This window comes from Candidatus Thermoplasmatota archaeon (genome assembly GCA_035541015.1).
GTDB lineage: Archaea > Thermoplasmatota > SW-10-69-26 > JACQPN01 > JAIVGT01 > DATLFM01.
The window spans coordinates 1-14633 of the sequence record DATLFM010000103.1; the positions used below are offsets into that span (position 1 = coordinate 1).

A 14633-nucleotide genomic window follows, 5' to 3' on the forward strand; every position below is an offset into this window, starting at 1 on the left:
CCCCGCGCCCAGGACGCCCGACGCGCTCACGGAGGAAACAGAGCTGCTCGAAGCGCCGCCGGCCGCCGCTTCCACAGCGCCGGCTCCCGCGAAGAAACCGCGCGAAGAGCCGAGCACGATTGCGATCCAGGAGACGGGCAAGTACCGCATCGACGTGGAGGCCCTCCTCCACGACTCCCCGATCATCGTCGAGAAGGAGGGCGTCTACCTCATCCACCTGCCAAGCGCCTTCGAGAACGCGCAGAAGCAGGGCAAGGCCTAGAGTCCGTTCCCGACGCTTGCTCCAGAAAGCCCATCCGACCCGCCGCGCGGAATCGTTCGCATGGGGGGCAAGGGGCTTGCCATCGAGAAGGACGATGCGTTCCAGCGCCGCGAGTGGAGGGCTCAGCGCGTCGGGTGGGCCGCCATGGCCCTCGTTCTTGCGCTTGCCGCGGCGGGATTGTTCGGGACCGGGCCCCTCTCGAAGGCGTCGGTCGAGGGGCAGGCCAACGGGATCGTCGCGTCGCTTGAGCACCCGCGCCTCACGCGCCACGGCGTTCCCGAGCAGGTTTCCATCGTCGTGTCGTCGCCCTCCTCCGAAGCCCCGCTGCGCCTGCGGTTCGAAGGCGAATGGATCCGGTCGGCCAAGGTCGAGTCGATCGCGCCGCCGCCCGCGGGTGGGTCCGTCGCCGCCGGAGGCGCCACGTACGAGTGGGACGTCGGCTCGGGCGGACCGTGGCGCGTGCAGTTCTCCGTTCGCGCGGAGCGCCCCGGACACGCCGCCGGGGCGGTCGCCGTCGAGGTGGGCGACCGGGCGGGCCCGCGACTGCCGCTTGAATGGTTCTCCTGGCCGTGAGGGATGCCCGTGGAGGCTCTTCTTCGCCCGCTTGTCGTGTACGCGTTCCTTGTCGTGGTCCTGCGCCTCGTGGGCAAGCGGCAGCTTGCGTCCATCACCGTGTTCGACTTCGTGCTCATCCTCATCGTCGCGGAGGCCGTGCAGGGCGCCATGGTCGACAACGAGGACCGGTCGATCACCGTCGCCCTGCTTGTCGTGCTCACCCTCGTCGGCACGGACCTTGCGCTCTCCTTCGTGAAGCGCAAGTTCAAGCGCGCGGATCGGTGGGTCGAAGGCGTTCCGGTCGTGCTCGTGGACGACGGAAAGCCCGTGAGGGTGGCGATGGACCGCGAGCGCGTGGCCGAGGAGGACATCCTCGCCTCGGCCCGCATGTCGCAGGGACTCGAACGGATGGACCAGGTGCGCTACGCCATCCTGGAGAACGACGGCACGATCTCGATCGTGCCGAAGTGAGGCTCACGCGGGAGGCTGGTACTTCTTCGCCTTGCGGATCCAGCCCTGCACCGTGCGCAGGCCGATCTCCTCGGCAAGCGGAAGCTCCATCGACCGCGCGTACGACTGCACTTTCTCGAGCACGTCTTTGGCCTTCGCGTTTGCAAGCGCCTCGGCGCCGGCCACGCCCGCGCGCGCGAGGATCTCGGCCTCCTGCCGGGACAAGCCCGCGGCCAGAAGCTCCGCGAGCCCCTTCCAACGCTCAAGGAGATGCTCGGAGATGCCCGTCTCCTCGGAGAGGCGGAAGGGATCGATCGACAGGAGATCCGAGCTCCGCTCGATCCCCGCCGCGCGCAGGCGCTCGCCGTAGAGCACGCCCACGCCTTCGACGTCCCCCACCGGAAGGTCCCCCTGCGCGGAGGCCTGCAGGTAGGGCTCGCCCGTTCCGCTTTTCACCTTGACCACGTGGCCCTCGGGAAGCGCGGACGGGCGCGCGCCCGTCTCCTCCTCGCCCTCCGCGTCGCTGAAGTAGTATTCCGAAGCGCCGCCTTCGGCGTCGCGGCGGTACAACGTGTACGCGCCCACCCGCATGGGCTCCTCGGAGCCCTGCGGCTCGTGCGAAATGGCCACTTCCTCGGGAGGCTCGACGCTCGTCGCGGGCGCCTCCTCGGCGACCGGCTGGGCTTCCTCCTCCGGAACGGGCTCGAAGTCCACGAGCGGCTCCTCCTCAGCGGCGACAGGCTCCCAGGCGCTCGCGCTTGGTTCGGGCTCCGGCTCGAACTCGACCTCGAACTCCTGGACCTCCTCCACGGCCGCCGGCTCGGCCTCGGCGGGCTCGAACTCCTCGATGGGCGGCTGGTCTGGATCGGGCTCGAGCACGAACTCGTCGTGCAACGGCACGCCCGACTCGGCGTCCTCGCTCGCGTCGACCTCCTCCCACGCGGAAGGATCGCTCGCCGGAATGTCCACGAGGTCGTCGTCGCGCGCGCCCGCCACGCCAAAGTCGTCGTCCGACTCGACGTCCGGAAGATCCGAAACGGCGCTTGCCTCCTCCGCCACCGGCTCCCACGACGGGGCGGGCTCGGGCGCCGACCGGGTCGGGCGAACGATCGTCACGAAATCCGAAAGGTCGCCCTCGGGCTCCGGCTTGCGCGCGGGCGGGAACATCTTCTCGGGCGCAGGCTCCGGCTCCGCGTCCTCGACGATCGTGTCGATGAAGGCTTCGGCGGGCTCGGGCCGCGGCTCGGTGACCCGCGTCGTCTCGATGGCCGCGGCCGGCTCGGGCGCCGGCCGCCACGCGGCCTCGGGCTCCATCGCGGCCATGGGGGACGTGAGCTCGACGGGCGAGACGGGCTCGGGTGCGGGCAGCTCGGTCTCCACGAGCACGACGCGCGAGCGCACCGTCTTCTGCACGACCGTCCGGTGCAGGCGGGCGCAGATCGCGCAGTACAGGTCCTGCTCGTCGCCGGGGATGCGCAGGCACGCGTCGCACGGCACGTAATCGAGGACCACGCGCAGCTTCTCGGCCGCTGGGTCGGACGCCATCGGCAGCGCACCCTGCCGTCGTAACATAATCCTTTTCGTATGGAACCCACCCTTTCCGCTCGCTTTGCTCGCGAAAAGCGTGGACGGAAAGCCTCGGCGCCCCTTCGGGTCGCCTCGGCTGATACCCCGCCCTCCGCTTTCGCTTCGGGCGGGGGCCGCCTCCGCTGCGCGTCGGCGGCGCCGGGCCCGTCGTCTCCGAAGCTTTATGCGAAGCCGCTCGGTTCCCGCGCCGCCGCGGTCGTTGTCTAGGGGTTATGACTCAAGCCTTCCAAGCTTGTAGCGCGGGTTCGAATCCCGCCGACCGCACTTGGGCCACCGCGCAGCGGTGGCCCGCTCGGTTCCCGGGATGAGGACCCGCAGGGTGAGAATCCTGCCGACCGCATGACGCCCGAGCGAAGCGAAGGGCGGCATGCGGCAAGGGGACGAGCGACTTCGCGCCAAAGGCGCGAAGAGCGAAGTCCCCGCAGCCGAGGACTTGGTCGCGGCGGCGAAGCCGCCGCGGGCGCCAAGTCCGAGCCGCCGCCCATCACCGATTACTGCGCACATGCGCAGTAAAACGACCCACTCAACCGCCAAGAATTATTCACTTGCCAAGATTTATCATCGCGGACGCCCTCCGTTTCGGAAGGGATGCACGGATGGACACGACCTCGCCCAGCCCAAGCGGCCCGTCGACCAAGAAGCGGAAGCTTTTCGGAAGCAAGGACGACCCGGAGCTCCTCCGCGCGCGCATCGAGGAGCTCGAGGCGGAGACAAAGCAGGTCGAGCGCGGCGTGAAGGCGCTGGGCGCCTCCGAGGAGACGCTCCTTGCAAGCGTGGAGGCGCTCGCCTACCACGTCGACTCGCTCAAGGAGGACCTCGCCAAGCTCGCGCACCAAGTGCACGCGTTGGCAGGCCGCCTCGACGCGCGCGAGGCTTCGGCCGCCGCCTCCGACGACCCCCGGACGTTTGGCCACCTGTACCAGAAGGAATCCTGAGGCTTCAGCCGACGGAGCCCGACGCGCCGCAGCGCGGGCAGGTCGTCTCGAACGGCGCCTGTCCCACGCGAACGAAGATGGCCTTGCAGCGCGGGCACTCGACGCGGTGTGCAAGGAGGGCCGACGGAAGGTGCGAGGCGCGGGGGCCTGCCAAAGGCGCGGCCGGCGCCGCGGCCGTCTTGCGCCCGGCCTTGTCGGCCGAGGCCCGGACGACGGAGAGGACGCCCACGCCTGCGACCACGAGCACGCCGCCGACGAAGGCCAATCCAAGGTACGTCAGGTCGTAGACCCGATCGCCCGAGTAGGCCCAGAGCGCAAGGAGCGCGCCCAGGGCGGCCAGGATCGCGCCAAGCGGGTTGAGGACGCGAGGGTTCCGCAGGGCCGGCGCGGGCGGCATCGGGCGGGCAAGGAGCGATCCGGGATTCAACTTTGCGGTGAGGAAGGATGGGCCGAGGTCGACTTGGGCTTCGGCGGCGTCGGCGCGTCGAGGTGACGCCGGCGGAGCTTGGGCCACGCGCGGTCGATCGCGCCGGAGGGATCGTCCTCGCGCGCGGCCGACAGCACGGCGCGGGCAAGCGCGAGCACGGCCTCGTCGGAGGCCTCCACCTCCGGGAAGCGCCAGGATGGAAGGTCAAAGCGCAGGTCGAAGCGAAGCACGTGCGGAATCGCGAACAGGCCGAGCGGGCCGCGCTCCTGCGCCCACGAGCCGACCGCCTCGACGACGGGGCCGCCGGGCCCGGGGGCGCGGCGCACGTGGCCCTGCGAGAAGCTGTCGCGGAGGATGTGGGCGCCGCGGGCAAAGGCGTGCAGGAACGCCTGCTCGTCGGCGCCCGCGCGCCACGCGGCCGCGCCCACGGCGGCGGCGCGGGCGGACTCGCGCGCGAGGGCGTCCAAGCGGTCGTAGGCTTCGGCCGCGCTCTCGTGCGCGGGGCCGCGCATGGCGTGGAGGGCCGCGTGCGCGGGGTCGAGGCGGCCGTCGATGCGGCGGTGGAGGGTCCACAGCCGCGAGCGCGCGTCGGGCGGAAGGGCGCCGCCGTTCTCGGAGAGCGCCTTCGCGAGGGCGCGCGCGTCGCGTCGTGCGTGGGAGCCGGCGCGGGGCATGGCTCACGCGTCCGCCGGGGCGTCGCCGCGCGCGCGGGCGGGCTCGTGGACGGCGGCCACCGGGGGCGCCGGAAGCTCCACGCGCGAGAGGGGCTCGGTCGCGGGGCCGTTGAGGACGCTGCCGTCGACGGCAAATCGGCTTCCGTGGCAGGGGCAGTCCCACGACCGCTCGACCGGGTTCCAGCGGACGAGGCATCGCATGTGCGAGCAGGTGGCGTCGAGCGCGCGCAGCTGTCCGTCGCCGTCGCGCGAGACGGCGACGCGGCGGCCGCCGGCGACGACGACGGTGCCCTCGCCCGGCGGCAGGGCCTCGGCGGCCTCTGGCTCGCGGCCCGCCAGCAGGACGCGCACGAGGCCGAGCGGATAGTCGGCGTTCTGGCGCACGAAGTCGGGCGTCCGCGCGACGGGCATGCGCTCGGGCCGGAACGTCCCGTCCCAATCCGTGGTGTGGCCCATGGCGCGGCGGGCGAGCATCCAGCCCGCGACCGTTCCGAAGGTCATGCCGTTGCCCGAGAAGGCGGTGGCCAAGAGCACGCGCTCGCCCAGGCGGGGCGACGCGCCGATGTAGGGCAGGTCGTCCATGTTCTCCACGATCTGTCCGGACCATCGGTGCTCGATCTCGCCCGCGGCGGGCGCCAGGCGGCGAAGGTACGCTTCGAGCGCCGCAAAGGAGCGCTCCGGCCGGCCGTGGCCGACCTTGTGGTCCTCGCCGCCCAGCGTGAGAAGGTCGGTGCCGTCGCCCTGCGGGTCGACGCGCAGGTAGAAGTACGGTTGGCGGGGGCGGCGGACGATCTCCCAGTAGAGCGCCTCGGGGATCGTGCCGGCGGGGGCGCGCGCCGTGACCACGTACGTGCGGTGCGGGTAGAGCTTCGTGTACAGCGTACTTGCGTCGGTGAAGGGCCAGTTGGCCGCGAGGACCACGCGCTCTGCCGTCGCGGTGGCGCCGTCGTTTGTGGTAAGGCGCGCCGCGCCGTCGCCGGGCGGAAGCTCAAGCGAGCGGACCTCGGTGCGCTCGTGGATGCGCGCGCCGTGCCGCTGCGCCGCATCGGCGAGACCCTCGTAGTACGCGGCGGGGTCGAACTTGCCCTGCCGCGGAAAGCGCAGCGCAAACGGCGCCGGGATCGGAATCGCGGCGCCGCGCAGCTCCTCGACCTCGTAGCCAAACGCGCGCGCGAGCGTCGCGTGCTTCTGCAGGCGCTCCACGTCGCGCGCGCGGTCGCCGTACAGGTAGCCGTCCACGCGGGAGAATCCGCAGGCGATGCCCTCCGTCCGCACGATGCGCTCGATCGCGTCGAGCGCAAACGCGCCCGCGTCCCAGGCGCCTTTGGCGTTGCCCTGCCCGTGCGTGGCGACGAGGTCCTGCAGGAGCGTGTCGACCACGTGGGTGATGTGGGCCGTCGTGCGGCCGCTCTCGCCAAGCCCGATCCGGTTCTTCTCGAGGAGGAGGACGTCGCGGCCCTCGCGCGCGAGGTGGTAGGCGGCCGTGAGGCCGGCGATGCCGGCTCCCACGACGACGGTCTGCGCGCGCGCGTCCTCCGCCAGCGGCGGCCGCTCGCGCGCCGGCGCGCCCCGGTCGCTCCACAACGGTCGCGTCGTTCCACTGCCGTACATGAACGCGCGTTGGGCGCGCGCCTTACTTGCCCGTTGTCGGACGAGGCACGGTCGGAAGGACGCCGCGGCGCTCCAGGCGCGCCAGGCAGTCCGCCGCGACCTCGGCGGCCGGGCGGTCGGCCGGCACGACCTCGTACGCGTCGGAGCGTTGCGCAAGCTTGCGGTAGTTCTCGCGCACGCGCCCGAGGAAGCCCGGCTCCTCGAACTTGATGACCTCGCCGCGCGCGCGCACGCGCGCCACGGCCTTTTCCGGGTCGAGGTCCAAAAGCAGCACCACGTCGGGCGGGCGGTTGAACGGCTCCTGCAGCGCGATCAGCCAATCCATCGCGCGCGGCCCCAGCACGGGGACGTCGGCAAGCCCGGCTCCCTGGTACGCGTAGCAGGAGTCGCTGTACCGGTCGGAGAGCACCGTGCGTCCGGCCGCAAGCTGCTGGCGGACCCATTGGACGTGCTGCAGGTGGTCGGCCACGAACAAGAACGCTTCCGCGACGGGGTTCGCATCCTCGCGGCGGATCTGGCGCTTCAACGCCTCGCCGAGGAACCCGTCGGTGGGCTCGCGGCTGGGCACGACGTCGACGCCGCGGCGCGCGAACTCCGCGACGAGGATCGTGGCCACGGTCGTCTTGCCCGAGCCGTCGATGCCTTCGAGCGTGACGAGCTTGCCCTGTCCCATGCCGGCGCGACAAACGGCCCCCGGTACTTCAAGGCTTCACTTGGACGCCGTGACGACCACGCATTCGGCCGGAAGCGCAAGGCCGGCGGGCGTCTTCCACCGCGCGAGGTTGGCCCGCGTCTTGCGAAGGACCTCCTCCTGCACGGGCGCCTCCTCCTCGGAGAGCGAGTGGCCGATGGGCGTGCCCTTGAGCACGGCTTGCAGATAGTGCTCCTCGTCGCGGAACGTCCAGTCCCGCGTCATGCGCTCCTCGCGCGCGCTCCGGAAGCCGGCCTTTTCCAGGAAGGCGACCATCTCGCCGGGCCCGCCCATCTCGTAGGGCGTCGGGAGGTAGCCCGTTTCGTCGGGCTCGGCGTTCTCCAGCATGGGCCCGATGATCGCGTGGATCGCGGGGACCTTGTCGCCCGTGGACCACACGGTGACGCCCGCGCGGCCGCCGGGCCGCAGCACGCGGTACATCTCCCGCGCGGCGGCTTCGGGGTCCGTCACGATCTGGAGCCCAAACGCGGAGACGGCAAGATCGAACGAGGCGTCCGGCAGCGCGAGCTTCTCGGCGTCCATGACTCGGAACTCGCAGTTTTGCAGCCCGCGCGCGGCGGCCACCTTGCTTGCAAGCTCGACCATCCGCTCGGAGAGGTCGACGCCGACGACGCTTCCTCCGGGCGCGACCTTGCGCGCAAGCGTCATGGCGGGCTCGCCGGGTCCCGTGGCCACGTCGAGCGCGCGCTCGCCGGGCCGGGGCGCCACGCGGTCGAGGAGCTCGGCGCGGAAGGGCTCGAGCTGGCGCATGACGTCGGCGTACGCCTCCGCGCTCTCGTTCCACGTCTGGCGCGTGTACTCGCGGTAGTAGTCCTCCGTGTACGTCCAGGTCACGCGACGCGCCCCGATCGCGAAACCGCCGCGCGGCGCATAACCCTTTGGCAGCGCCCCGCAACCCATATCAAGCCGCATCCGGATGCCCGCGCCATGGCCGACGCCGCGGCGGGCGCGCTCCTTCGGACGGGCAAGGTGAAGCAGGTCTACGACGCCGGTCCCGGCGAGCTCGAGTTCGTCTTCACGGACAACGTGAGCGTCTTCGACAAGGTCATCCCCACGTCCATCCCGCGCAAGGGCGAGGTCTTGAACCGCGTAAGCGAGTTCTGGTTCCGCAAGATCGAGAGCGCGCTTGGCGTGAAGACCCACTTCCTCTCGCGCCCCGGCCCCAACCGCATGCGCGTCCGCAAGGTCGAGGTGATCGACCCCGCCACGACGTACGTCGGACCCGGCCAGCGAAACTACCTTCTCCCGCTCGAATGCATCTGCCGGTTCTACGCGGCCGGAAGCCTTATCGACCGGGCCAAGCAGGGGCAGATCGAGCTCTCGCGTCTGGGGCTTGGCGCGCCGCCGAAACCGGGCCAGAAGCTCCCGCGCCCCTTCGTCGAATTCACGACCAAGCTCGAAAAGACCGACCGCCCGCTCACGGATCTCGAAGCCCAGCGGCTTGCCGTCATGACGGACGAGGAGTTCTACCTGCTCGAGGACAACGTGCTCAAGGTGAACGAGCTCATCAACCGCACGGTCGAGCCGCGCGGCCTCCTTCACGTGGACGGCAAGACCGAGTGGGCCTTCGACGAAAACCGCCAACTCATGCTGATCGACACCGTCGGCACACCCGACGAGGACCGCTTCTGGGACAAGGCGGCGTACGAAGCGGGCCAGACGATCGAGCTTTCAAAGGAGCTCGTGCGCCAGCACTACCGCGCGACGGGGTACCACGCTTTGCTCTACGAGGCCCGCGCCAAGGGCCTGACCGAGCCGCCCATCCCGCCCCTTCCCTCCGAGGTGGCCGGGCAGGTCTCGGAGCTTTACGTGCGGCTCCACGAACGCATCACCGGAACCCGGCTTTGAGGTCCGGGACCCCTCTTGGCAGTGGAAAGAGGAAAGCGGGTTTCGAGCCCAAACTCCAGGCTAAAAGGCGCGGAACGGCCAGAAGGCTTGACAAGAGGTTATCGGGTGCCGGGAACCAAACCTTCCCGGGAGGTCGTCATGCGCATGGCAACGTGGGCTGGCATGCTTGCGATCGTCCTCGGGGCCGCCTCGGCCCTCGGCGACGGCGTCGAAGTGGACCCCGCCGAGATCCTGCCGATCGACCCATCGCGCCTCCTGCCAGCCGAGCCCATCCAAGAGTCTCCGCCCGGCGAGCCGCCGCCGTCGCCCGAAAGCTCCGGTCCCGGAGGCGACGACGGCGGCGATTCCGATCCGCCGGGCGAGACGGGCGATCCGACGAATTCCAACAACCTGCCAGCCGGCGACGAAGGAGGAAACGGGACATCCCCCCAACCGCAACAAGGCGGCAACGCGCCGGGCGACGCGCGAAGCGAACACACGCCGACGGGCGAGCCCGAGAACGGCGCCGGCGGCACGACCCTGCCGCGCGTCCTGAACGACGTTCTCGACGCCATCGACGACTCGGAGGAAGACCCGCGCGGGGAAGCCGGCGGCACATCGCCGCCCCCGGTCCCAGGCGGCAGGATCGATGGCCGGTTCCTCACGCCGCTTGCCGTGACGGCTGCGCTAAGCGGGATCGTCGCCGTCGGCGTGGCCGCCGTCGCGCGCCTGCGCTAGAGCCAACCTTTTTAGTCCCGGCCGGCGGTCGGCGCGCCGATGGCCGCCGCCGCCACGCTCCAGCAGCTTCCGCCTGCCGTGGCCGTCGAGCTTCCGCGTGCCGACGCGTGGCGCCTCTTCCTTCCCTTCGCCCGAACGCGCGGCGCCGTGCTCCTCGAGTCCGGCGGCGCGCGCGAGGGATGGTCCTTCGTGGCCGCGCGCCCCGCGGCCGAGTTCGTCGCCGCGGCCGAACGCTGGACGCTGCGCTCGGCCGCCGGTACGCGGACGGGGTCCGACCCGTGGGGGGCCCTTGCCCGCGAGCTTGCGGCTCGTCGCCGACGGGCGGCGCCGGGTCTGCCGCCGTTCCAAGGCGGCGCCGTCGGCATGGTCTCCTACGATGCCGGTCGCCTCCTCGAACGGCTGCCCTCGCGCGCCTCCGACGACCTTGGCCTTCCCTGGCTGCACCTGTTCTTCTTCGACGAGGCGCTCGCGGTCGAGCACGCCACCGGCCGCGCGCTTGCGCTCGCTGCGCCGCGCGCGAGCGAATCTCCCTCGCAGGCGCTCGCGCGCGCCCGCGCGCTTGCGAGCGAGGCGGCGAAGGCGCCCAGCTTTTATGACCCTAAAAGCGTGGGCGCGTCGGAAGTCGCCGCCCGGTCGAACCTCCCGCGCGGGGGGTTCGAGGACATGGTGCTCCGCGCCAAGGAGCGCATCTGCGACGGCGAGGTTTTCCAGGTCAACCTCTCGCAGCGCTTCGAGGCGCCCTGTGCCGACGCGCTCTCCGCGTACGCGCGCTCGCGCGAGGCGAACCCGAGCCCCATGATGGCGTACCAGGAGTTCGGGGCGTATCGGCTCGCGAGCAACTCGCCCGAGCGGCTCCTTTCCGTGCGCGGCCCGCGCGTGGCCACGCGCCCCATCGCCGGCACGCGCCCGCGCGGCGCCACGCCCGCCGACGACGAGCGCCTGGCGGCGGAGCTTGCCGCAAACGAGAAGGAGCTTGCCGAGCACGTGATGCTCGTCGACCTCGCCCGAAACGACCTCGGGCGAGCCTGTCGCTTCGGAAGCGTCCGCGTGCGCGAGTTCCTCGCGCTTGAGCGCTACAGCCACGTGACGCACCTCGTGAGCGAGGTCGAGGGCGAGCTTGCGCCGGGCCAATCGGCGCTCACGGCGCTTGCGGCGGCGTTTCCCGGCGGCACGATCACAGGGTGCCCCAAGGTCCGTTGCATGGAGATCGTCGACGAGCTCGAGCCCGTGCGCCGGGGGCCGTACACCGGAAGCCTCGGCTACCTCTCGGACACGGGCGACGCCGATTTCAACATCCTCATCCGAACGCTCGTCGAGACGCGAGGGCGCGGTTTCGTGCAGGCCGGGGCGGGCGTCGTGGCCGACAGCGATCCGGTCCGCGAGCGCGAGGAGACCGAGCACAAGGCGCGCGCGATGCTCGCCGCGCTTGGGGCCCGCATCCCATGACAAGCTGGGTGGACGGGCGGATCGTGGGAGACGGGGAGCCTTCGATTCCCTCCGCGGACCGGGGCTTCCTCTACGGCGACGGCTTGTTCGAGACGCTGCGCGTGCAGGACGGCGCGCCGCTGTGGTGGGACGAGCACCTGCGCCGCATGGCGCAAGGGGCGGCGGAGCTTGGGATCCCCATGCCGCCCGAGCCGGCGTGGAGGGCGGCGGCTTTGGCGCTCCTTGACGGCGCGCGGGGGCGCTGCCGCTTGCGTCTTGTGCTCACGCGGGGCGACGGCCCGCCGGGGTTCGCGCCGCCGCCTAAGCCCGATCCTCGCATGGTCCTCACCTTCGATCCCGCGACGCTTCCCGAACCGCCGCGGCTTGTGGCGCTCGTGCGTTCGGGCGAACCCGGTCTCCCGCGGCTCAAGATCCTCGCCGCTCCCCACGCGGTTCTCGCGCGGAGGGAGGCGGCGCGGCGGGGCGCCGACGACGCGCTGCTCGTCGACCGCCGCGGCCGCGTGGTGGAAGCCACGAGCGCCACCGTGCTCGTCGCGCGCGGGGGCCGCCTCGTCACGCCGCCGCTTTCGGACGGGATCCTGCCCGGCGTCACGCGCTCGATCGTCCTCGCGTGGGCGCAGGAGGCGGGCGTCGCGTGCGAGGAGGCGAGCCTGTACCTCGGCGACGTGCGCGGGGCGGACGAGATCCTCCTTGCTTCAAGCGTCGCGGGCGTGCTTCCGGCGCGAGCCGTCGACGGGCGGGAATTGCCGGCGCGCGAGGGGCCGCTTGCGCGACGCGTCTCCGAAGCCTTCGAGCGCGCGTGCCGCGAAGTGGGGCCGCGCGCGTGGAAAAAAAGTGAAAAAGGAAATCGTTAAGCCGACCTCCGTCGATCGAGTGGCGCGGGCCCGATGGGCTCGGTGGGATGCACTTGCCGGAACGATCGCACTACTTGGAGCTCGTGCTTCGGGCTCCCGTCAAGATGGACGTGAAGCTTCTCGAGCAGATCCAGGAATACAGCGACTGGATCGAGCTTCAGGAGAAGATGCAGGGCTCGCCCGTCATCCGCGGCGAGATGCTCACGTAGACTCGGGCTCGCCCGCCTCGCCGGTCGCGTCCACGATGGCCTCGGCCACCACGGCGAGGTCGTCCACGTCCTCGAAGCACAAGTCCGCGCTTTGCGCGACCTCGCGCGAGAGCGGGTTCACCGCCACGGCAAGGCCCACCGCACGGAAGACGGGCAGGTCGTTGGGGCCGTTTCCCACGTGGATCACCTGGTCTTCCCGAAGCCCGGTCTCGCGAAGGTGAGCCCGCAGGTTCGCAAGCTTGTCGAACCGCGCGTCCACGCGCGCGGGGACCGCCCCGCCGTTCCAGGGCGCGGGGCTGCACACCGCCTTTTGGAGGCCAAAGCGCCGAAGGTGTTCGCAGCAGAAGCTCGGCTGGTCCGTGAGGACGGCGCTTTCGAGCCCCGCCTCCGCCAGAAGCTCGACGGCCGTGTCGATGCCCCGGCGCCACGGGGCCTTGGCGAGGTAGCGTTCCACGTCCTCGCGCGCAAGGCCCACGAACAGCGGGTATTCGGCGGAGAAGCACTCCTCGAGCGTGAGGCGGCCGGCCTCGTAGTCGGCGTCGAGCGCGGCAACCTTTTCGTACACGCCGGCTCCGCGCGAGAGCGCCTGGAAGACGGTGCCCTCCAAGAGCGTGCCGTCGAGGTCGAAGGTGACCAGGCGGTGGTCGGAGGGCTCCACGCGGCCCAACGGGAGCGGGCCTACTTGAGCGTTCGGTTCAGAAAGCCGCGTTCGGCCAGGCTCGCAAGCCAGGCGGAGCGGTAGGGAAGCGGCGAGGGCTCAAGCGCGGGCGCGGGAGTCTTCTCCCGGAGCGTGGTGCGCTCGAAGGTCCGCCCCTCCCGGATGGCGCGTTGCACGTCGGCCAACCGGTCCGCGGTTCCTCGGACGCCCGGATCGTGCAGGAGAAACTCGTTGCTCAGCGGGTCGATGCGCCGGGGCTCCGGCGGGGCCGGCGCGCTCTCGGGCGCGGGGGGAGGCTCGAAGGCGGAAAGCGGAAGCGGTTCGGGCGCAAGCGGTGCCGGCGGGGCGAGCTCCACGGGCGCGGCGGGCTCCTCGGCGACGGGCAATGGGGCCTGCGCCACGCGAAGGCCCACCTCGTCGGGCTCAAGAAGCGTGATCTCGTAGTGGCGCGCCCGCTCGAAAGCCTCCTCGTCGAAGGCTTCGGCCACGACGACCGCGTCCACGCGGAGGTCCTTGGCCGCCATGCGCTCCTTGCTCACGAGCTCGCCCGTGACGCGGCCGGGAACGACGAAGACCGCGACCGTGCGGTCCTTGACGAGGAGAAGGTCGGGCGTGTAGACGGCGCCGGAGGCGCCGATGAGCGAGGGCCGCTCGGTGACCTTGTAGCCCTGCGCCTGGTAGAAACTGGCCACTTGCGAACGCTGCACGTGCATCCCCGTTTGGAATGGCGAAGCCCGCGCTATAACGGTTGTGAAACGCGCCGGCGGGACTACTCGCCCTCGCCGCTCTTCTGCAGGATGAGGAGGTCTTCCGTGGACAGCTTGCCGCCTTTCTTGAGCTTGTCCATGATCGTGTCGGCGGCGGCCTTCGCCTCGACCTCGCCGCGCTCCTGCCGGACCTTCTTCGCGTCGGCGCGAAGCCCGATGATCTGCTTCTCGTAATCGCGAATCTGGTTGACCATCGCGATGTACTCGTTGTGGATCTTGTCGGCCTCGGTCTTGGCCTTGACGAACTGCTCCTGGGCCGCGTCGGCAAGCTTGCGGATGCCGTCGGCCTCCTCGAACAGCTTGACCATGCTGTCGTGCTGCTCCTGGGCCGCGTTTGCCAGCTCGGTCACGTGCCGGTGCTGCTTCTCCGCGGCCTCCTTGGCCGTCTTCATCTCCTCGTAGGCGGCCTTCACCGTGTTGTCCTTCTCGTAGGACTTCTCCTTCTCGTTGATCTGCTTCTGGAGGGCGCTCATCTCCTCCATGAGGGCCTTCTCCTTGGCCGGCGTGAGCGCCTTTGTCATGTGGTCGTATTCGAGCTTCTTCAGTTGCGCCTTCAGCTTCGAGAGCGGCACGCCGTCGCCGCGGGGCAGGCGGTCGCGCTTGAGCGCGTTCAACGCCTCGGCCTTCTCGTTTGCGACCTTGTTGAGCTCGTCGCGCTTGACCTTCGCCTCGCGCACCTGCACGTTGAGCTCGTCGCGCCGCTGCCGATGCTGGTTGGCGCGGTCGATAAGGCCGCGCACCTGCCCGTTGAGCTCGTCGCGGCGCTGCGCGTGCTTCTTCGTCTCGTCGTTCAGCCGGTCGCGAAGGTCGCGGTGCCGGTTGGCGTCGTCGTTGAGCTTCTCCTTGCGGTCGTGGATCATCTCGATCCGGCGGGCCGACTCTTGGGGGGTAAGGATCGGCGGCGGAGCCTCGGCCGGCGGC

The 14633-nt window shown here is 70.9% G+C and carries 18 protein-coding genes and 1 tRNA gene; 10 read left to right on the forward strand and 9 right to left on the reverse strand.

All coding sequences use genetic code 11. The annotated features are described in order from the left end of the window. The 3 genes from VM681_10065 to VM681_10075 form a co-directional block, all read left to right on the forward strand. The coding region (locus tag VM681_10065) for a Zn-ribbon containing protein (protein HVL88328.1) at positions 1 to 262 on the forward strand (262 nt) is incomplete at its 5' end. Positions 263 to 322: 60 nt separating this feature from the next. Beyond that, positions 323 to 835, forward strand: a complete 513-nt coding sequence (locus VM681_10070) for a hypothetical protein (protein ID HVL88329.1) — start codon at positions 323 to 325, stop codon at positions 833 to 835. Between the two features lie 9 nt (positions 836 to 844). Continuing rightward, entirely contained in the window at positions 845 to 1288 is a 444-nt protein-coding gene (locus VM681_10075) for a YetF domain-containing protein (GenBank protein ID HVL88330.1), read from the forward strand. 3 nt (positions 1289 to 1291) lie between these two features. On the opposite strand, the gene VM681_10080 is transcribed toward VM681_10075, so the two are convergent. After that, positions 1292 to 2812 carry a DUF4332 domain-containing protein gene (locus tag VM681_10080; protein ID HVL88331.1) on the reverse strand — a complete coding sequence of 507 codons (1521 nt, stop codon included), beginning with the start codon at positions 2810 to 2812 and terminating at the stop codon, positions 1292 to 1294. Positions 2813 to 3046: 234 nt separating this feature from the next. Here VM681_10080 and VM681_10085 point away from each other — a divergent pair. Together VM681_10085 and VM681_10090 are read left to right on the forward strand one after the other, a co-directional pair. Beyond that, positions 3047 to 3118, forward strand: a tRNA-Gly gene (locus VM681_10085). Between the two features lie 332 nt (positions 3119 to 3450). Next, on the forward strand, positions 3451 to 3789 hold the full coding sequence (locus VM681_10090; protein HVL88332.1) for a hypothetical protein: 339 nt from the start codon (positions 3451 to 3453) through the stop codon (positions 3787 to 3789). Between the two features lie 4 nt (positions 3790 to 3793). Here the strand turns inward: VM681_10090 and VM681_10095 are convergent, their stop codons facing one another. The 5 genes from VM681_10095 to VM681_10115 are packed head-to-tail and all read right to left on the reverse strand — an operon-like array spanning position 3794 to position 8047. Then, positions 3794 to 4186 carry a hypothetical protein gene (locus VM681_10095; protein ID HVL88333.1) on the reverse strand — a complete coding sequence of 131 codons (393 nt, stop codon included), beginning with the start codon at positions 4184 to 4186 and terminating at the stop codon, positions 3794 to 3796. A gap of 26 nt (positions 4187 to 4212) precedes the next feature. Beyond that, positions 4213 to 4890: a hypothetical protein gene (locus VM681_10100; protein HVL88334.1), complete on the reverse strand. Its 678-nt coding sequence runs from the start codon at positions 4888 to 4890 to the stop codon at positions 4213 to 4215. Positions 4891 to 4893: 3 nt separating this feature from the next. Then, a complete protein-coding gene (locus VM681_10105) occupies positions 4894 to 6501 on the reverse strand; it encodes an FAD-dependent oxidoreductase (protein ID HVL88335.1) in 1608 nt (535 codons plus the stop codon). A gap of 22 nt (positions 6502 to 6523) precedes the next feature. Further along, complete coding sequence (tmk, locus tag VM681_10110; protein ID HVL88336.1) at positions 6524 to 7174, reverse strand: dTMP kinase; 651 nt, start codon at positions 7172 to 7174, stop codon at positions 6524 to 6526. A gap of 36 nt (positions 7175 to 7210) precedes the next feature. After that, on the reverse strand, positions 7211 to 8047 hold the full coding sequence (locus tag VM681_10115; GenBank protein ID HVL88337.1) for a methyltransferase domain-containing protein: 837 nt from the start codon (positions 8045 to 8047) through the stop codon (positions 7211 to 7213). 93 nt (positions 8048 to 8140) lie between these two features. Between VM681_10115 and VM681_10120 the strand changes: the two genes are divergently transcribed. From VM681_10120 to VM681_10140, 5 genes are all read left to right on the forward strand, one after another. Continuing rightward, entirely contained in the window at positions 8141 to 9061 is a 921-nt protein-coding gene (locus VM681_10120) for a phosphoribosylaminoimidazolesuccinocarboxamide synthase (protein HVL88338.1), read from the forward strand. A gap of 144 nt (positions 9062 to 9205) precedes the next feature. Continuing rightward, a complete protein-coding gene (locus VM681_10125) occupies positions 9206 to 9778 on the forward strand; it encodes a hypothetical protein (protein ID HVL88339.1) in 573 nt (190 codons plus the stop codon). 39 nt (positions 9779 to 9817) lie between these two features. Then, positions 9818 to 11224, forward strand: coding sequence for an anthranilate synthase component I family protein (locus tag VM681_10130; protein HVL88340.1), 1407 nt, complete (start codon positions 9818 to 9820; stop codon positions 11222 to 11224). Next, a complete protein-coding gene (locus VM681_10135) occupies positions 11221 to 12078 on the forward strand; it encodes an aminotransferase class IV (GenBank protein HVL88341.1) in 858 nt (285 codons plus the stop codon). The genes VM681_10130 and VM681_10135 overlap by 4 nt, the downstream gene beginning before the upstream one ends. A 53-nt stretch (positions 12079 to 12131) precedes the next feature. Next, the gene (locus tag VM681_10140) at positions 12132 to 12287 is read left to right on the forward strand and encodes a hypothetical protein (GenBank protein HVL88342.1); all 156 of its coding nucleotides are present in this window, start codon (positions 12132 to 12134) and stop codon (positions 12285 to 12287) included. Here VM681_10140 and VM681_10145 read toward each other — a convergent pair. The 3 genes from VM681_10145 to VM681_10155 form a co-directional block, all read right to left on the reverse strand. Continuing rightward, complete coding sequence (locus tag VM681_10145) at positions 12280 to 12945, reverse strand: HAD-IB family phosphatase (GenBank protein HVL88343.1); 666 nt, start codon at positions 12943 to 12945, stop codon at positions 12280 to 12282. The genes VM681_10140 and VM681_10145 overlap by 8 nt on opposite strands. 20 nt (positions 12946 to 12965) lie before the next feature. Then, on the reverse strand, positions 12966 to 13658 hold the full coding sequence (locus VM681_10150) for a hypothetical protein (protein ID HVL88344.1): 693 nt from the start codon (positions 13656 to 13658) through the stop codon (positions 12966 to 12968). 56 nt (positions 13659 to 13714) lie between these two features. Then, positions 13715 to 14633: phosphoserine phosphatase (locus tag VM681_10155; protein ID HVL88345.1), on the reverse strand; the 919-nt coding region annotated here is incomplete at its 5' end.

Bases quoted from the DNA above. Each gene is read 5' to 3' on its own strand.
- VM681_10100 (HVL88334.1), bottom strand. From the start codon at position 4,890: ATGCCCCGCGCCGGCTCCCACGCACGACGCGACGCGCGCGCCCTCGCG.
- VM681_10095 (HVL88333.1), bottom strand. From the start codon at position 4,186: ATGCCGCCCGCGCCGGCCCTGCGGAACCCTCGCGTCCTCAACCCGCTT.
- VM681_10080 (HVL88331.1), bottom strand. From the start codon at position 2,812: ATGGCGTCCGACCCAGCGGCCGAGAAGCTGCGCGTGGTCCTCGATTAC.
- VM681_10150 (HVL88344.1), bottom strand. From the start codon at position 13,658: ATGCACGTGCAGCGTTCGCAAGTGGCCAGTTTCTACCAGGCGCAGGGC.
- VM681_10070 (HVL88329.1), top strand. From the start codon at position 323: ATGGGGGGCAAGGGGCTTGCCATCGAGAAGGACGATGCGTTCCAGCGC.
- VM681_10130 (HVL88340.1), top strand. From the start codon at position 9,818: ATGGCCGCCGCCGCCACGCTCCAGCAGCTTCCGCCTGCCGTGGCCGTC.
- VM681_10120 (HVL88338.1), top strand. From the start codon at position 8,141: ATGGCCGACGCCGCGGCGGGCGCGCTCCTTCGGACGGGCAAGGTGAAG.
- tmk (HVL88336.1), bottom strand. From the start codon at position 7,174: ATGGGACAGGGCAAGCTCGTCACGCTCGAAGGCATCGACGGCTCGGGC.
- VM681_10105 (HVL88335.1), bottom strand. From the start codon at position 6,501: ATGTACGGCAGTGGAACGACGCGACCGTTGTGGAGCGACCGGGGCGCG.
- VM681_10125 (HVL88339.1), top strand. From the start codon at position 9,206: ATGGCAACGTGGGCTGGCATGCTTGCGATCGTCCTCGGGGCCGCCTCG.
- VM681_10090 (HVL88332.1), top strand. From the start codon at position 3,451: ATGGACACGACCTCGCCCAGCCCAAGCGGCCCGTCGACCAAGAAGCGG.
- VM681_10135 (HVL88341.1), top strand. From the start codon at position 11,221: ATGACAAGCTGGGTGGACGGGCGGATCGTGGGAGACGGGGAGCCTTCG.